This window comes from Nostoc sp. CALU 1950 (assembly GCF_051172895.1).
Lineage (GTDB): Bacteria > Cyanobacteriota > Cyanobacteriia > Cyanobacteriales > Nostocaceae > Nostoc > Nostoc edaphicum_A.
This window is the reverse complement of the sequence record NZ_JBDNJQ010000183.1, coordinates 1-15,517: the sequence shown is the minus strand read 5'-3', so window position 1 is coordinate 15,517 and position 15,517 is coordinate 1. Positions and strand designations below refer to the sequence as shown.

At 43.0% G+C, this 15,517-nt stretch carries 11 protein-coding genes; 6 read left to right on the top strand and 5 right to left on the bottom strand.

What is annotated here, in order from left to right; all coding sequences use genetic code 11:
• From ABF638_RS32030 to ABF638_RS32010, 5 genes are all read left to right on the top strand, one after another.
• A partial coding sequence (locus ABF638_RS32030) for a DUF928 domain-containing protein (protein WP_435026880.1) occupies positions 1–749 on the top strand: 749 nt, incomplete at its 5' end.
• 6 nt (positions 750–755) lie between these two features.
• Positions 756–2,849 (top strand): CHASE2 domain-containing protein, encoded by a 2,094-nt coding sequence (locus ABF638_RS32025; RefSeq protein WP_435026879.1) that lies wholly within the window; start codon positions 756–758, stop codon positions 2,847–2,849.
• A 361-nt stretch (positions 2,850–3,210) separates the two neighbouring features.
• Positions 3,211–3,831 (top strand): DUF6272 family protein, encoded by a 621-nt coding sequence (locus ABF638_RS32020; RefSeq protein WP_435026878.1) that lies wholly within the window; start codon positions 3,211–3,213, stop codon positions 3,829–3,831.
• Between the two features lie 51 nt (positions 3,832–3,882).
• Positions 3,883–4,236: a slr1659 superfamily regulator gene (locus tag ABF638_RS32015; protein ID WP_435026877.1), complete on the top strand. Its 354-nt coding sequence runs from the start codon at positions 3,883–3,885 to the stop codon at positions 4,234–4,236.
• A gap of 319 nt (positions 4,237–4,555) precedes the next feature.
• Positions 4,556–6,160, top strand: a complete 1,605-nt coding sequence (locus tag ABF638_RS32010) for a mechanosensitive ion channel family protein (protein WP_435026876.1) — start codon at positions 4,556–4,558, stop codon at positions 6,158–6,160.
• Positions 6,161–6,626: 466 nt separating this feature from the next.
• Here the strand turns inward: ABF638_RS32010 and ABF638_RS32005 are convergent, their stop codons facing one another.
• The 3 genes from ABF638_RS32005 to ABF638_RS31995 all read right to left on the bottom strand — a co-directional run bounded on the left by ABF638_RS32005 (position 6,627) and on the right by ABF638_RS31995 (position 11,606).
• On the bottom strand, positions 6,627–8,039 hold the full coding sequence (locus tag ABF638_RS32005) for an ATP-binding protein (RefSeq protein WP_435026882.1): 1,413 nt from the start codon (positions 8,037–8,039) through the stop codon (positions 6,627–6,629).
• 190 nt (positions 8,040–8,229) lie between these two features.
• Positions 8,230–11,361, bottom strand: coding sequence for a response regulator (locus ABF638_RS32000; protein WP_435026875.1), 3,132 nt, complete (start codon positions 11,359–11,361; stop codon positions 8,230–8,232).
• A 5-nt stretch (positions 11,362–11,366) separates the two neighbouring features.
• Positions 11,367–11,606 carry a helix-turn-helix domain-containing protein gene (locus ABF638_RS31995; RefSeq protein WP_334842637.1) on the bottom strand — a complete coding sequence of 80 codons (240 nt, stop codon included), beginning with the start codon at positions 11,604–11,606 and terminating at the stop codon, positions 11,367–11,369.
• Positions 11,607–11,665: 59 nt separating this feature from the next.
• Between ABF638_RS31995 and ABF638_RS31990 the strand changes: the two genes are divergently transcribed.
• Positions 11,666–11,902 (top strand): zinc ribbon domain-containing protein, encoded by a 237-nt coding sequence (locus ABF638_RS31990; RefSeq protein ID WP_435026874.1) that lies wholly within the window; start codon positions 11,666–11,668, stop codon positions 11,900–11,902.
• Positions 11,903–12,193: 291 nt separating this feature from the next.
• On the opposite strand, the gene ABF638_RS31985 is transcribed toward ABF638_RS31990, so the two are convergent.
• Positions 12,194–14,644: a glycoside hydrolase family 65 protein gene (locus ABF638_RS31985; RefSeq protein ID WP_435026881.1), complete on the bottom strand. Its 2,451-nt coding sequence runs from the start codon at positions 14,642–14,644 to the stop codon at positions 12,194–12,196.
• Positions 14,631–15,416, bottom strand: coding sequence for a PfkB family carbohydrate kinase (locus tag ABF638_RS31980; RefSeq protein WP_435026873.1), 786 nt, complete (start codon positions 15,414–15,416; stop codon positions 14,631–14,633). Before ABF638_RS31980 ends, ABF638_RS31985 begins: the two co-directional genes overlap by 14 nt.
• Between the last annotated feature and the right edge of the window lie 101 nt (positions 15,417–15,517).

Below are 15,517 nucleotides of genomic sequence, written 5' to 3'. Positions count from 1 at the left end.
GTGGTACAAGGGGTGATGTCCAATTCGCCTTACCCGGAGGTTCGGCACCTAGAACTAGCGTTGGCGGTGGTACAAGGGGTGATGTCCAATTCGCCTTACCCGGAGGTTCAGCACCTAGAACCAGTGTTGGCGGCGGTACTAGGGGTGATGTGCAATTGACTCTACCTAGTGGAAATTCAACCCCCAGAAGCAGCATCGGTGGTGGTACAAGGGGAAAAACTCCACCATTAACAGCATTAGTTCCCCCTACTAAACAGGGACGCACTGTATTAGCAAGCCCCACAATTTTTGTCTATTTGCCTCCAGTTGGCGCAGAAACTGTATTTTTCAGCCTCCAAGACGAAGACGGAAATTCCCATTATTCAACAATGCTAAAAGTTCCTCCCGATGGCGGTGTAGTTAGTATTACGTTACCTCCAGCAGCACCACCTTTAGTAATAGATAAAAATTACCTGTGGTATTTTGCACCTATTGAACCAGGCGGAATTCTCCGACCTGATAATTATTCTGTAACAGGGTGGATAAAACGAGTCAAGGCTACATTTAATGAGCAGGAGTTAGCCTCATCTCCTGTGGAATTAGCCACTAAGTATGCTGAGTCTGGTGTATGGTATGATACCCTAAAAATTTTAGCGGCGGCAAAGCGATCGCAACCAAATAATAAAGCTTTTGCTACTGAATGGCACGATTTACTCAAGCAAGTTGGACTAGAAAATATTGCCTCTCAACCATTGACAGAAGCTTTTTAAAGAATAATGTGGCAAAAACTCAAAAAATCACTTAAAAAATGGCAAGGAACACTGATAATTACTCCCTGTGTTGCCGGATTGGTCATTGCAGGGAGTAATATAGGTGTTTTTAGAATTTTAGAATGGGTAACTTTAGATCAATTATTTCGTATTCGTCCACAAGAAGCTATAGACAAACGAATTGTGATTGTCACAATTGATGAGCCAGATATTCAATATGTCAAGCAATGGCCGATGTCTGATCGCGTTATGGCGAAAATGATTCGCAATATCAAAGCACAACAACCAAGAGCGATCGCCATCGATATCTATCGAGATTTACCCGTAGAACCGGGACACGCAGAACTCGTTAAAGAATTTCAAAATACTCCCAATTTTATTGGCATTGAAAAAGTTGCTGGAAAACCAGTTGCGCCACCACCAATTTTAGCTAAACAGAGTCAAGTAGCTGCCAACGACTTACTCTTAGATACAGATGGCAAAATCCGACGCGGGATTATTTTATTAGGTAAACCCGATCAAAGTTTAGCTCAAGGGCTAGGAGTTAAACTAGCCTTAACATATTTAGAAAAAGCAGGCATTGAATTAAAATCAATCAACGCAGATAAACAAATCTATGGTTTAGGCAAAGCTAAGTTTGTACCTCTATCTAGCAATGATGGGCAATACAACGAAGCTGATATGGGGGGATACCAAGTTTTAATGAATTATCGAGGAGGGCTAGACAGCTTTCCTCATATTTCCATGACCGATGTTTTAGAAAATCGCATACCTACTAATTTTATGCGCGATCGCCTAGTTTTGGTCGGTGCAAAAGCTCCCAGTTTAAATGATAGCTATAGTACACCTTACAATAGCAATTTATTTTTTCCCACAGAGCTAGTCCCTGGAGTAGTAGTTCACGCAAATCTTACCAGTCAAATTCTCAGCGCCGCCATAGATGGCCGCCCAATGATGCGAGCTATCGTTAAACCTCTAAACTGGTTCTTAATCATCTTTTGGTCTGGATACAGTGCCACCTTTGGCACAATTTACATTAAAAAACGTTGGCTGACCATAGGTGGTTTATTACTAGCTGTGGTGATTATTTTTAGCAGTGCTTACATTGCCTTTCTTAGTGGTTGGTTAATTCCTGTATTTACACCATTATTAACTGTTATCAGCGCATTAATAATTGGTCTTGTACAGGTTTTATGGAAAAATCTGATGCTTTCCTATCGGCAATTGGAAGATTATGCCCACAACCTAGAAATTAAAGTTCAAGAACGCACTGCTGAACTAGCTGAAGCTAATGAAGAAATTAATATTCTCAATGAAAAACTCAAAGGAGATAATCTCCGCATGAGTGCCGAACTTGATATAATTCGGCGAATGCAACAGATGATTCTCCCAAAACCAGAAGAACTAGAAGCTATTGAAGGACTAGATATTGCTGGCTTTATGGAAGCTGCGGATGAAGTCGGCGGCGATTACTATGATGTACTGCACACCGACGGAGTAGTAACTCTTGGTATTGGAGACGTAACTGGACATGGGCTAGAAAGTGGATTGTTAATGTTAATGACACAAACAGCAGTTCGCCTCCTTAAAGAAATCCGCGAATCTGACTCGGTGCGCTTCTTTGATACACTCAACCGCACCATCTGCAAGAATGTGCAACGGATGAACTCTGAGAAGAACTTGACATTGGTGATTCTCAACTATGCTCAAGGGCAAATAAGTATCAGTGGACAGCACGAAGAAACAATTATCATCCGCAAAGGTGGGCAAATTGAGCTTATTGACACGATGGACTTGGGTTTCCCTATTGGTTTAGATGATGACATAACTGATTTTATTAGCGATATAACCCTGGAATTACAACCAGGTGATGGGGTTGTCCTCTACACCGATGGTATTACCGAAGCCAAAGACATCAATAAAAATCAATACGGCCTTGAACCGTTATGTGAAATAATCAGTCAAAACTGGCACAAATCAGCATCAGAAATTAAAGATGCAGTAATTTTAGATGTGCGACGACATATTGGTAAACAAAAAGTATTTGATGACATCACATTGCTAGTATTCAAGCGACAGGAAGAAGTCTCTGAAAGTTAATATAGACAAATATAAACAATGCTCTAGCAATCCAAAATGAGCCATGAAAATCTCCAATTTTCTCTCTGTGCCTCTACAGTTAATTTATTTAAAAAATGATTTAAAACTGCTATACGATCATCGACTTATATTTTTAGCTTATTGGGCATTGCACAATTGCGGTATTAAATCATGAAATTCAATTTTTAAAGTAAGAATTCAGGAGTCATAATTTATAAGAAATCTAGAATGCCTAATATATTTATTCATAAAATTTTTTTGATTATTTAACTATTCTGCCTTCTGAATTCTTACCTTTTAAAAATCTTCTTATTGGTGCTTAACCTGCATTCATTTACAATTATTTTGAGATTAAAAAAGTATGCTCCCAATATCTACAGTCTCTACTATAATCAAAACTGAATTATTTGGTGATTTGATCTCTGACTTTCCTCCAGAACATGATTCTCTTGAACTTTCTTTTACACCCACTTCTCGCCCAATTAAACAACGTTGGCGTAGCAATCGTCTTTCAGCACATTTTTTTGCTGACTACTTTACCAACTTTTTAGCTGTAGATGAAAATGACCCAAATCAAGAACAAATAATCAAAGAAAGTAAAAGTGCTGTTAGCTATGTCGCCAACGAACTTTTAGAAAATGCGATGAAGTTTAATGATGATAGTTCTAACTACAAAGTAAGATTTGGTATTCATTTATTGAATGACGCAGATAGTGTCACTGCCGTGATTTTTGCCAGCAATAGTATTAAACTAGAAGCTGAAGCCAAATTGAGAGCAGTTATTGAAAAAATTTTAACTTTAAATACCCATGAAATGTATGTGCATCAAGTTGAAAAAAGCACTGAAGAAACTGGATCTTCTGGTTTAGGTTTGTTAACCATGATTAATGATTACTCAGCCAAAATTGGTTGGAAATTAGAAACTATTCAACAAGAATCTATATTCATGGCTGTAACTACAATGGCACAATTTAAGGTATAGTATTCGTCGGTATCTGATTCAAATATTGTTTATTTAGGAAAAGAACATATTATGGTTTTGCAAGAGATTAAAGATGGAGATTATACCGTTGAAGCTGATACAGACTCTGCAACAGTCAACTTTAAAGGAGAATTGAGCCTTGGGGGATCGAGTGAATATGAACCAATTACCAATCTACTCAATAAAATTGCCGCAACCGATCCTGCAACGATGACTTTGAACTTAAGAGATTTAGCATTTCTCAATAGTTCCGGTATTAGTATGTTATCAAAATTTGTCCTGAGCTTGCGTAAGAAAAAAGGAATTCAGTTGCTTGTTTTAGGTTCAAGTACTATGCCTTGGCAAGGAAAATCCTTGAAAAATCTAGAACGTTTACTCCCTGGACTCAAACTCGAAATTGAATAATATAGGACTCATATTTGATTTCTGAAAAAACTCAGTACAACTAGGAAGCCTTCTTTCCTGTTGCCTATTGCCTATTGCCTATTCCCTGCCTACGCAAATCAGTTCAGAAATCAAAGCGGATTCCTATAGATATACTAAAAATCTTAAAGCATTGCTACTGTTGAACGTTAGTTTTTAGGTTCTTCGGTACTTATTATGCTACATAGCTTTGATAATATTTAAAGCCCTTATCTGATGAGGGTTTTAAACATTATTTTTTGATTTAAGATAAATTTAAGATAATGAAAAAATTATAAATTAGAGCAATAAAACTACTACAATGCTAAACAAATTTTTACCATTTGAAACAAATACTTGGGCTTTCGTTGTGAGTAGCTTACTAATTACATTTGTTGGCGGCATTTTACTTTACGTCATTTTATTTTATGTATTGCGTTCTATTTTTCGCAAATTTGAACGAGATATTGCCCTAGTTACCCTTAACGTTTCGGCTTATCCGGCTCTAGCTACTTTTGTGTTGGGTGTCCTAAAATTAACCTTCGAGAGTCTGCCTTCAGGTACAGTGATTGACAGCTTTGAGAATATCATAACAGCTGGAATAATCATATCAATTAGCTATTGGATAGTACAAGTTTTTATTGAAGTTTTTATCTATTACCTGAAGCAGTATACTCAACAAACAGAAGCCATGTGGGACGATGTGCTACTACCTCTCTTAGAAGCAGTAGTTCCTGTTGTAATTTACTTGATAGCTGCTTTTTTGGTTTTACGTTCCTTTGGACTCGATCTTACTGGTATTTGGGTAGCTTTAGGTGGTGCGACATTTGTAATTGGTTTTGCAGCTCAAGGCATCCTGGCAAACTTCTTTAGTGGTGTTGTGTTGTTGATTGATACACCCTTCCAGTTTGGTGATGTTTTGCGACTTGAGGACGGTTCTATTGCCATACTAAGAAAAATTGGCGTGCGGGTTACGCAACTTTATGTACCTGACAAACATTATAATATTTATATTCCTAATAGTAATTTACAAAGCCAGAATATTATTAACCTCAGCCGTCCTACAGCTTATTATCATCACTCCAGTCAGGTAGAAGTATTAGTCAAGTACGATATGTATGAAGCTAAACAGATGATAGTAAAAATTATTCTATCTCATCCAGATACGTTAGGAGATATTGATAAAAAATTAGAAATATTTGATGATTATTATCAAATTGATGAACTAACAGAACAACAAAAAATAGGTAAATTACGCTTAATTGCAGAACAGGAAGTTAACTATAAACTAGAAGAGATTCAAATAGGACTAGAAACACTAGTTGTTACACTCCAGTTTGCCGAAAAGGGTGGGCTAACTCAAGATGAAATTAATAATGTACAGCAGGAGTATAAGGATATACTAGCTTTAATTGGGTTAGAAGCAATTGCGGAAGCTCAAAACAATCGTACTATTTTTAACTTGCAAGAAATCAGAGTTCAAGATTCGTTGATTGAGTTAGTTCGGGAATGGTATCGCATCTGGATTCGCGATCCAAATCTCTTGGATAATGATAGTTACATGGTTTCTGAAGAGTGGGAACGTAAACTTAACCTACTCAAGCGGAGATCGCAGCGTTTATACCAAAAAATTTCTAATCCCCAAAGTGAAGAAACTCGGATTGATGATTATGTGATGGAATTAAATAGATGGGTTCGGGAACGATTCAAAGAACCGCGACAAAAGTGGCAAGAACCACAAGTTTTAATCAAAGGTACTAATCATAGCGATGATGGGATTACCTATGCTGAATTTAAGCTCAATTTCTTCGTTGATGATATTAAACTAGAGAATGGTAGAAGGGGCGATCGCGTTAGCAGTCAGATATATCAAGAGGTTTTGCAATATCTCAAGTCCAAAAGTGTGAATGATATTAATATCGCCTGAATTCTGCGAAGTAACCGAAAGAGCGTTACAGCAACTTAACGCCTTTACATTAAGTAAGTCGGCATAAAAAAACCAAACTATGTGAAGATAAGTAAATATTAGAACTAGCCCTTTCAAGGTGTGTTGTTTTCCAGTTTTTTCTGGTGGTTTAGAATCTTAAAAGTTGAGACATGAGGTCGATTCTTGAGATAAGTCCGCTTTGGTTGAGGTTTTTTAAGACCTCGCGGATGACGACGAAAAGCCCTGAGCTTAACATGGCCTGCCAGCTGTTTGAGAAGTTGCGATAATTCTATGAAGGTGATGTTCTGAAAAACACACCATTCTTCACGGGGAATTGGTATGTAGAAAAGATAGCAGTTCATTCTCCAAAGGATACGAAGACAGCTCCCGCTTGCTTCTTTGTTCGCAATAGCGTCCCGTAGGGAAGAAGTACGGCGATCGCAGATGTGGTAATTGTCAAGTAATATTATGTACAAGAGATTAAAGCTACAATAGTTTGCACAAGTATCTCTGGGTCAATTGGTTTAGAAATATGCCGTTGAAATCCAGCTTCTACTGCCTGCTTAGAGTTAATCTCTCCAGCATAAGCAGTAAGTGCAAGCGCTGGAATTGGCTTATTGAGTGACATCGCCCGAATTTTTCGTATTAGCATATAACCATCCATCTCTGGCATTCCAATATCACTGACCAGCACATCAGGTTTGAACTCGACTAGAACTGACAATGCTGCACTCGCCGATGCTACAGAGGTAACAATTGCCCCTGCCTGCTCAAAAACAAAAACAATTAACTCGCGGGTGTCGAAGTCATCGTCAACGACAAGTATTTTCACATTCAGCAACGGCAAAATAGAAGACGTAAGCGTATCGGAAATTGGTTGATTGCTTATTCGGTAATCATTATGCTTGGGCAACGGCAACTTCACGGTGAAAGTTGCCCCTTTTCCAATACCTAAACTCTCGGCTTGAATACTGCCTCCGTGCAGTTCAACAATTTGCCGTGCGATCGCTAATCCCAATCCCAATCCCCCAAATTTACGGGTCGTTGCCCCATCCTCTTGCCGGAAATGTTCAAAGATGTAGGGGATAAAGTCAGGATTAATACCTTTTCCAGTGTCGCTGACACTAATTTGGGCATCAGTTCCAGCTATTGTTAGAGCAACTGTAATCTCACCGTCATTCGGCGTAAATTTGACTGCATTCGATAACAGGTTCCACAGCACCTGCTGCAACCTAACAGCATCTCCGCTAATCGTGACAAGCGTGGATGAAACTGTTGTCTGAATTCGCAGTGACTTGGCTACTGCTGCTAATCGAACAGTTTCTAAAGCGGCTCGGATCACTGCACCCAGCTCGACGGGTGTCACATTCAAACTCAGTTTGCCCTGTAAAATGCGAGAAATATCCAGCAAATCTTCAATTAATTGCACCTGGAGTTTAGCATTGCGCTCAATGGTTTCCACTGCATAAGCAGTTTTGCTCTTGTCTAAAGAGCCTTTGCGAAGCAAACTCGTCCAGCCCAAGATCGGGTTAAGGGGCGATCGCAATTCATGGGATAGTACTGCCAGAAACTCATCTTTAATTCGATTCGCTGTCTGAGCTTGCTGACGAGCAGCTTGCTCACGCTCAAGGAGTTGTTCGCGTTCAGCTTCGGCAAGCTTTTGCTTGGTAATATCTCGTGAGATTGACAAGAGTTGGACAACTTGCTCTGATGCATCTCGAATTGGTGTGACAATAACATCCCACCATTTCGGCTTTCCTTTTGCCGTGGGGCAGTAGCCTTGAAATTGACCAACATCGCCCGATAACGCGGCAGTGAGGGCATTCGCAGCATTTTCTTGGTCTTCGTCTTGCCAAAAATTAATCCACTCAGCATTAATGAATAATGCCGGATCGTCAATTTCTAGGAGACTCAGCCTAGGCTGTTGACTCTGTACCTTTTAGCCCACAAGACTTCATGCAGAAATTGTGTTTTTTATTTTGGCGTAAAGATGGCTGTTGCGGGCGCTTTCACACAAGCAAAAACCAGCACAAATAATTTTTCGGTAATTCCCCAAAAAATAGCCAAAATCAACAGCCTAGACTCAGCCCGCCTTGATTCAAGTAGATTAACCGCCCATCTAAGGTTAAAACTTTAATGCAGTCTTGACTGCTCTCTAAAATTCGTTCCTTTAGCTCTTCACTTTCTCGCAGGGCTGCTTCAGCAAATTTGCGATCGGTAATGTCTTTGAAAAGGACACCAACTTTTCGGTCTTTCGGCTGCCCAATGCGGAAGGCATAAAGGTCAAACCAACGGTCTAAGGCAACAGCTTGATTCTCGAAGCGAATGGGTTCGCCCGTTATGGCGACTTGCCCGTAAATTTCAAACCAATACTTTTCATGATTCGGAGCAAGCTGGCGCATCCTTTGACCAAGTATATCCTTGAGTCCGGTTTGTTTCTCAAACGACGGACTGATTTCCAAAAAGCGGTAATCGTTCGGCGTGCCGTTTTCATCAAAAAGCATTTCGATCGCGCAAAAGCCTTCGTCAATGGACTCAAACAGCGTTCGATAGCGTTCTTCAGAACGACGCAAGGCTGACTCTGCAAGCTTTTGCTCACTGATGTCTGTGCAAGTGCCATACCAGCGAATGATTTGATTGTTTTCACCCAGCATTGGTAAAGCACGGGTGAGATGCCAACAATAGGTTCCATCAGCCTGTCTTAAGCGATGTTCAACCTCGTATTGGGTGATCATTTCAACAGCTTGAGTCCATACCGAGATAGTGTGTTCTCGATCCTCTGGATGGATCAGGTTTTGCCAGCCGAACCCGTAGATTTGCAAAAGGCTCAATCCGGTGTAATCACGCCACCGAGGGCTACAATAATCCACCTGCCCGATGGCATCAGCCGTCCAAACCATTTGGGGAATGGATTCAGCCAGGAAGCGAAAGCGCTGCTGACTGGCTCCAAGGCGCACTCGTCCCAATTCTAGATTGGCGGCAACCCGCGCCAGTAATTCCCGTCGGCTGAATGGCTTCACCAAGTAATCATCTGCTCCAGCCTCTAAGCCTTCGACTGCCGATTCTTCTCCAGCACGGGCAGACAACAGCAATACTGGAATTTCACGTGTTCTAGAATCACCTCGTAACTGCCGCAACAACTCAAAGCCATCCATTCTTGGCATCATCACATCGCTGAGGATCAGATCCGGCGGGGTATTGTATGCAACGGCTAGAGCAGTTTCACCGTCAACAGCCAAGTCCACTGTGTAGTACTCGCTAAGAATCCGTTGTAAATAATCGCGCATATCTGCGTTATCATCCACCAGGAGAATTCGGGCAAAAGAAGTAGGGGGGCTATCTGAGGCAGAAGAGAAATTTTGCTCAACAGCTTCTTTCGGAAGCCAACCTAAAGCTTCTTCAACATAAGACGTTGCACCAGCAACGCTATAAACACTGCTTTGGTCAGTCTTGAGACGATCTTGCGGTAAGTGAGCCGTTCCAGTTGACAATTGCACAGTAAAGGTACTTCCTTGACCTAACGTGCTGTCAACCGTAATCGTCCCACCATGTAGATGGACTAATTCTTGGACTAGCGACAGCCCAATACCCGTTCCCTCAAAGGTGCGTCCTTTAGCACCTTCAACTCGATGAAACCGCTCAAATAACCGGGGAACCTCTTGTGCTGGAATACCAGTACCCGTGTCGCACACCACCAATGACACTATATTCCCAAGCAAGTGCAAAGAAACTGTAATCTTTCCTTCAAAGGTGAACTTTAATGCATTCGAGAGCAAATTTAATAAAATCTTCTCCCACATTTGCCGATCCACGTAAACAAGTTCTGCTACATGAGGGCAATCTACAATTAATTCTAATCCCGCAGACTCAGCAGCAGATTGGAAAATGCTTGCTAGTTCTACGGTGTATTTAGCTAAATCGATTGGTTCATAGCTAGCTATCGTGCGTCCGGCTTCAATGCGTGAGAAATCTAACAGAGTATTCACCAGCTTGAGCAGTCGTATTCCATTACGCTGCACCATCTCTAATTGCGCTCGTGCTTTAGCTGGAAGAATTTCGTCTAATTCGGTTAACGTTTCTTTGAGCGGCGACAGCATCAGCGTTAGAGGAGTGCGAAATTCATGGCTGACATTATTGAAGAAGGTCGTTTTAGCTCGATCCAGTTCTGCTAGTGCCTCAAGGCGCTTGCGTTCTTCTTCATAAGCATTGGCATTGGCGATCGCACTTGTCACATTGCCTACTATCAAATCAAAGAACTTTCGATACTCTTGCTCGAAAGCGCGGTGTGAATTGATGCCCAATACCAGCAATCCAACTATTTGTTGTTGTCCAGCTGGGATCAGCGGCACCACCCAAGCTTCCGAGGGAGGTTTGTCCCAAGCTCCTTTGGGCAAAGCCCCGAACCGAGTTGTCAAATCATCAATGATTGCTGCTTCCCTGGTTTGATAAACTTGGTTGAGTTTCCACGCATCACTCTGCTGAGTTAAGTTCACTCTCGATGGTATTGCTTCTATTTGCTCGATTGGAGTAGTAGTTCCAACCAGCTTTGCATTACTGCCGTCTGCCTCCACCTGATACAGCATGGCAAATGGAATATCATAAGAATTTGTTGCTAGAGATTGAATTGCACTCAAACAAGCTGCTTCTACAGTCTTTGCTTGAGCCGTTTCGCTCGCTAGTAAGCTCAGAGTTTGTAAACGCCGATCTCCCAGGACGCGTCCTGTTGTTTCACTGACAATACAAAATACTCCTCCCACGCTCCCGCTCTCGTCTCGCACGGGGTCGTAGGAGATATCGAAGTAAGTTTCCTCTATGTAACCATATCGATTCAGGAAAAATAAATAATCTTGCGCCCAGAATGCAACTCCTGTTGCAATAACTCCATTAACCAAAGGTTCTAAAACATTCCAGACTTCGCTCCATACTTCCTTAGCTGGGCGACCTAATGCCCAAGGATGCTTTGAGGCTAGAGCAGGGCTATAGGCATCATTATAAATCGTGATTAATTCCGTTCCCCAGAACAGACAAATCTGGGCTTTAGAAGGCAGCAATATGCTAATCGCGCTCCGTAAGCTCTGAGGCCAATTAGCTACATCACCTAAAGGAGTCTGTGACCAATTCAGCGATCGCATCAGGTTCCCAACCTCGCCACCCTCAATCAAAATACTTCTGCCAGTCATGCCTTCTCTGTTAGATGACATCCCTGCTACCCCTGATTTTTAAAGTATTTGGCCAACAGTTCCTCACCCTCTTCTCCCATATTATGCAGCAGTGTTTCAATTTGCTTGAGTGCTAAAGGAATTGGTCGGGTTCGTCCATTTTCCCAACGATTGACGCTCCCAAATGACACACCAAGTTTCTCTGCAAATTTCACTTGGGATAGTTGCAGTAGCTGTCGAGTTTCGCGAATTAATGCTGCAACTTCTACAGGCTTTACAGCCGCCATTTAGTTTTGCCTTCTTCGCTTAAGCTATTTGACATAAAGCTAAGTGGTGCGGTCGAACCTTGGTAAAAATTGACCGATGGTTTCCCAGTTCTAAACGCTGTGGGAACTGTGGACATATTCTTGATAAATTGCCGTTGAACATTAGGGAGTGGGATTGCCCAAATTGTGGGACACACCATGACCGGGATATCAACGCTGCAAGGAACATCTTGGCGGTGGGACACACCGTTACAGCGCCAGTCACTCATGGGGGAAACCCCCAAGACCGCGCTGGCTTGTCTGTGGAGCGAACATAAGACCTGATGGGCATAAGTCTTTCATGGCAGTTGCAAAAAACCCTTTTGGGAAAGAAACAGAAACCTGAATCGTGAGGTTTAGGAATCTCCCGCTACACTGCTTGCAGTTAGCGGCGAGAGGATGTCAATTGTAATTATAGGTTCTGTATGCATAAACCCGAACATATAACTCTTACCATCCTACGGAAGCAGTTGTGCGTAGGCGCAGCCCGCCGTAGGCATCGCGTCTTCCTAGTGAAAGATAACAACTGTGTATTGGAGAGTCATTAATAGAACATCTACCTCTCAAGTTCAATGGCTCTTAACTGAGGAAACCGAATCTAGCAGGTTAATAGTAATTGAAGTACCAGGTTGTAAATCCATCACATCACTCCGACAAATAATTTGGACGGATGATGAGTTAATTGGCGATGCTATTACCCTCAAATCGTTGTCAATAACTTCAATTTCTAAATCGTTCCCTTGATGCTGAAGGCTAACGCGAAATCGGTTTAGTGAAGTTGGAAGGCACGGGTCGAGGCAAATATTACCACCGTAAGCGTGTAACCCAAGGTAATGGTGCTGAAGAAGATGGAGTGTGCCTGCCATTGCTCCCAAGTGAATGCCATTTTTTGTCTCTTCACTACTTGCCCCCGATAAATCGGCAAACAGTGTTTCCATGAATAGCTGCCAGGATTTTTCGCGATGTGCTGCGCCCCGCCGTAGGCTATCGCATCTGGCAACTGCTCCAGCATACACAAGTCGGGAAAGGCTGGACTCATGCACTGTATGCTGGAGATGATGAGCGATCGTCCTCTGCATTTGTGTGCGATTAAAGGAATAACCATTCTGCTCTAGTAATTTTGTCAATTCTGCCCCAGACAGTAAAAAGAACAGCATCGCGGTATCTGCTTGCTTGCTAACCTGATAGCGATTGACATCATCCCCTTTTGCCTCCAAGATTAAATTCACCTGCTGATTACAAAACGGCTGCACATCGAATTTTTGCAAGCGATCGAATCCTTCGTACTGGCTTAAAATACCGTCGTCAAAAACTACGTGCATCTTTCGGCTCACAGTATCCCAATGGTTGATTTCTTCCTGGCTGAGGTTGAGGCGATCGCAGAATTCACGACGGCAGGAAGGTGGCAATAGATTTAGGGCTTCCTGTGTTTGACAGAGCGTCCAGACTGCCATAACGTTTGTGTAGGTATTATTGTTGATGCCGGGAGTTTCGCCATCTAGATAAGCGGTATGATATTCATCAGGCCCCATTACCCCGCAAATTTCGTAGCGATCGCGGTCAGGATTATAGGTGGCAATACTCGCCCAAAAGCGGGTAATCTCAACCATCATCTCTGCGCCGTAGTCCATTAGGAAGGCAAGATCGTTCGTGAGATTGTAGTAGCGCCACAGATTACAGGCAATGATGGCGTTAATGTGATGCTGCAAGTTTGTGCGATCGCGCAGCCAATGTCCTGAAAGCTGGTTGAACTGAAAACTGGGTGTTTCTTCGCGTCCAGTACTGGCACTGCGCCAAGGAAACATTGCCCCTTTGTAGCCGTGCTGACGGGCGAGAATTTTTGCTGCACTCAGGCGACGGTAACGATATAGCAGCATCGATCGCGCGATTTCTGGAAAGCGACAGGCCAGAAACGGCAGCACAAAGGTTTCATCCCAGAAAATGTGTCCGCGATAATCCTCCCCATGCCACCCCCGCGCCGGGACTCCTACATCTAAATCTGCTGTATGAGGCGAAACTGTTTGCAGGATATGAAAGATATGCAACCGTAACGCCCGTAAGTTTTCCACTGGCTCAATGTCAATATCACAGCGAATCCAGAGCCGTTTCCAGGCACATTGATGATCGTTGAGCAGTTCGGCAAAGCTGGGAGCATCCTGAATTGCTTGCTTTGCTGCTTCAGCACTTTCAGCGATCGCGTGGTCACGGGAGGTATAGAGGGCAGCAATTTTCTCAATTTGGATTGCTGCACCCCGATCGACTTGAAGCCGCAACTGTTCGCTAATTTGTGCAGTTTTGCGATCGACAGTTCGGGACTTTACTTCATGGCTATCCACAAAAACACGGGTACGCGCTGCTACAGCTACCTCGATTCGAGACTGCTTGGTTCGCACCATCAACCAGATACCCTCTGGTTGAATGGTTCCAGTTGTTAATGGCTCCAGATGTTGCTTATTATAGGGTTCGTAGCGTTTGACATTGTTGTTCGTCACCCGTCCGTCGATCGCTGAACAAATTTCCAGTTCACCCGACCAGTTTTCGGCAGTTAGCTGAAGTTGCAATCCAGCAAGGTGGGGTTGAGCCATGCTGACAAACCGTTGCTCGTGTAGTTTTGTTTGTCGTCCCTGCGGATCGCAAAATTGTATCTCACGATGCAAAATTCCACCTTTAAGATCCAGCGTTTGGCGGTAAGTTAGAATTTCAACTGCATCAATGGAAAACCAGTTTCCGCCATCAATGCGAAATCTTAGCGGTAGCCAGTTGGGTAGATTGACAAGGGATTCATCTTCGGACGTTTCACCTTCAATACAAGTAACTAAGCGATTATAAAGACCTGCTCGGTAGGTTCCAGGGTAATGGATCTCATCGGCTGTTGCTGCGATCGCTGCCGCACGAGTAACAAAATAGCCATTGCCCAGCGCACAGAGTGCTTCCCGATGCCCTTCATCCTTTGGATCGTACCCGTCAAAAACAAGGCTCCAGGCATCTTTGGAGTCGTAAGTGTTGTTATGAGAGAACATAAGCTTGGGGTGTGAGTCGTTGAAACATGGCATCAAGTTCCGATCGCGTCGGATAGGCTGGTTGAGAACCATACCGGGTGACTGTAACGTGGGAAGCCGCCGTTGCCAAACTTGCAGCATCTTGAAGCGATCGCTTTTCCAATATTGCTACAGCCAGCGCGCCCGCAAACGCATCCCCCGCCCCTGTTGCATCGACAACATCCACGGGAACGGGGGGAATATGCAGCGTTTGCTCATGGTTAATCAGTACACAGCCTCCGTCTTTCAGCTTCACACAAGCATTCTTGACTCCTCGATCTAAAAAATGATGTGCGGCTTGAATTGCACAATCCACCGAATTAATCTTGATTCCACTTAACTTCTCTGCTTCTCCTGCATCTGGAACCAAATAAGTCACTTGTGAGAACAAATTTTGCTCCACGCGATCGGCTGGAGATGGGTCGAGTATTACCGGAAAATCTCGCTCACAAGCAGCATTCATCGCAACTTCAACAATGAATGGCGCAATCTCGTAATCGACGACTAGTACCGAACTAGAAGGCGCATTGGCGATCGCATCTCGCACAGTGGCAATATCCTCCTTTGTCCAGATGTTATTTGCGTTTCCAGCTAAAATAATTCCCTTTTTACCATCGGGGGGCACGGTAATCATGGAAACACCCGTCGGTTCGCCCTCGATCGCAGTTACATATTTCAGGTCTACCTCTATCTCCCGCAGGGGTTTGAGTGCCTGTTCTGCCAGCGTATCAGCACCGACATGAGCAATAAGCATAGCAGGAAAGCCCAGTTTGCGAGCGAGATAGGCAACATTGGCTGCCTTAAGTAGCTAAACAAAATTAATTACATAATTTTTACCAAACTCTCGAAGAATCT

Bases quoted from the DNA above. Each gene is read 5' to 3' on its own strand.
- ABF638_RS32025 (WP_435026879.1), top strand. From the start codon at position 756: ATGTGGCAAAAACTCAAAAAATCACTTAAAAAATGGCAAGGAACACTG.
- ABF638_RS32020 (WP_435026878.1), top strand. From the start codon at position 3,211: ATGCTCCCAATATCTACAGTCTCTACTATAATCAAAACTGAATTATTT.
- ABF638_RS32015 (WP_435026877.1), top strand. From the start codon at position 3,883: ATGGTTTTGCAAGAGATTAAAGATGGAGATTATACCGTTGAAGCTGAT.
- ABF638_RS32010 (WP_435026876.1), top strand. From the start codon at position 4,556: ATGCTAAACAAATTTTTACCATTTGAAACAAATACTTGGGCTTTCGTT.
- ABF638_RS32000 (WP_435026875.1), bottom strand. From the start codon at position 11,361: ATGTCATCTAACAGAGAAGGCATGACTGGCAGAAGTATTTTGATTGAG.
- ABF638_RS31995 (WP_334842637.1), bottom strand. From the start codon at position 11,606: ATGGCGGCTGTAAAGCCTGTAGAAGTTGCAGCATTAATTCGCGAAACT.
- ABF638_RS31985 (WP_435026881.1), bottom strand. From the start codon at position 14,644: ATGTTCTCTCATAACAACACTTACGACTCCAAAGATGCCTGGAGCCTT.
- ABF638_RS31980 (WP_435026873.1), bottom strand. From the start codon at position 15,416: ATGCTTATTGCTCATGTCGGTGCTGATACGCTGGCAGAACAGGCACTC.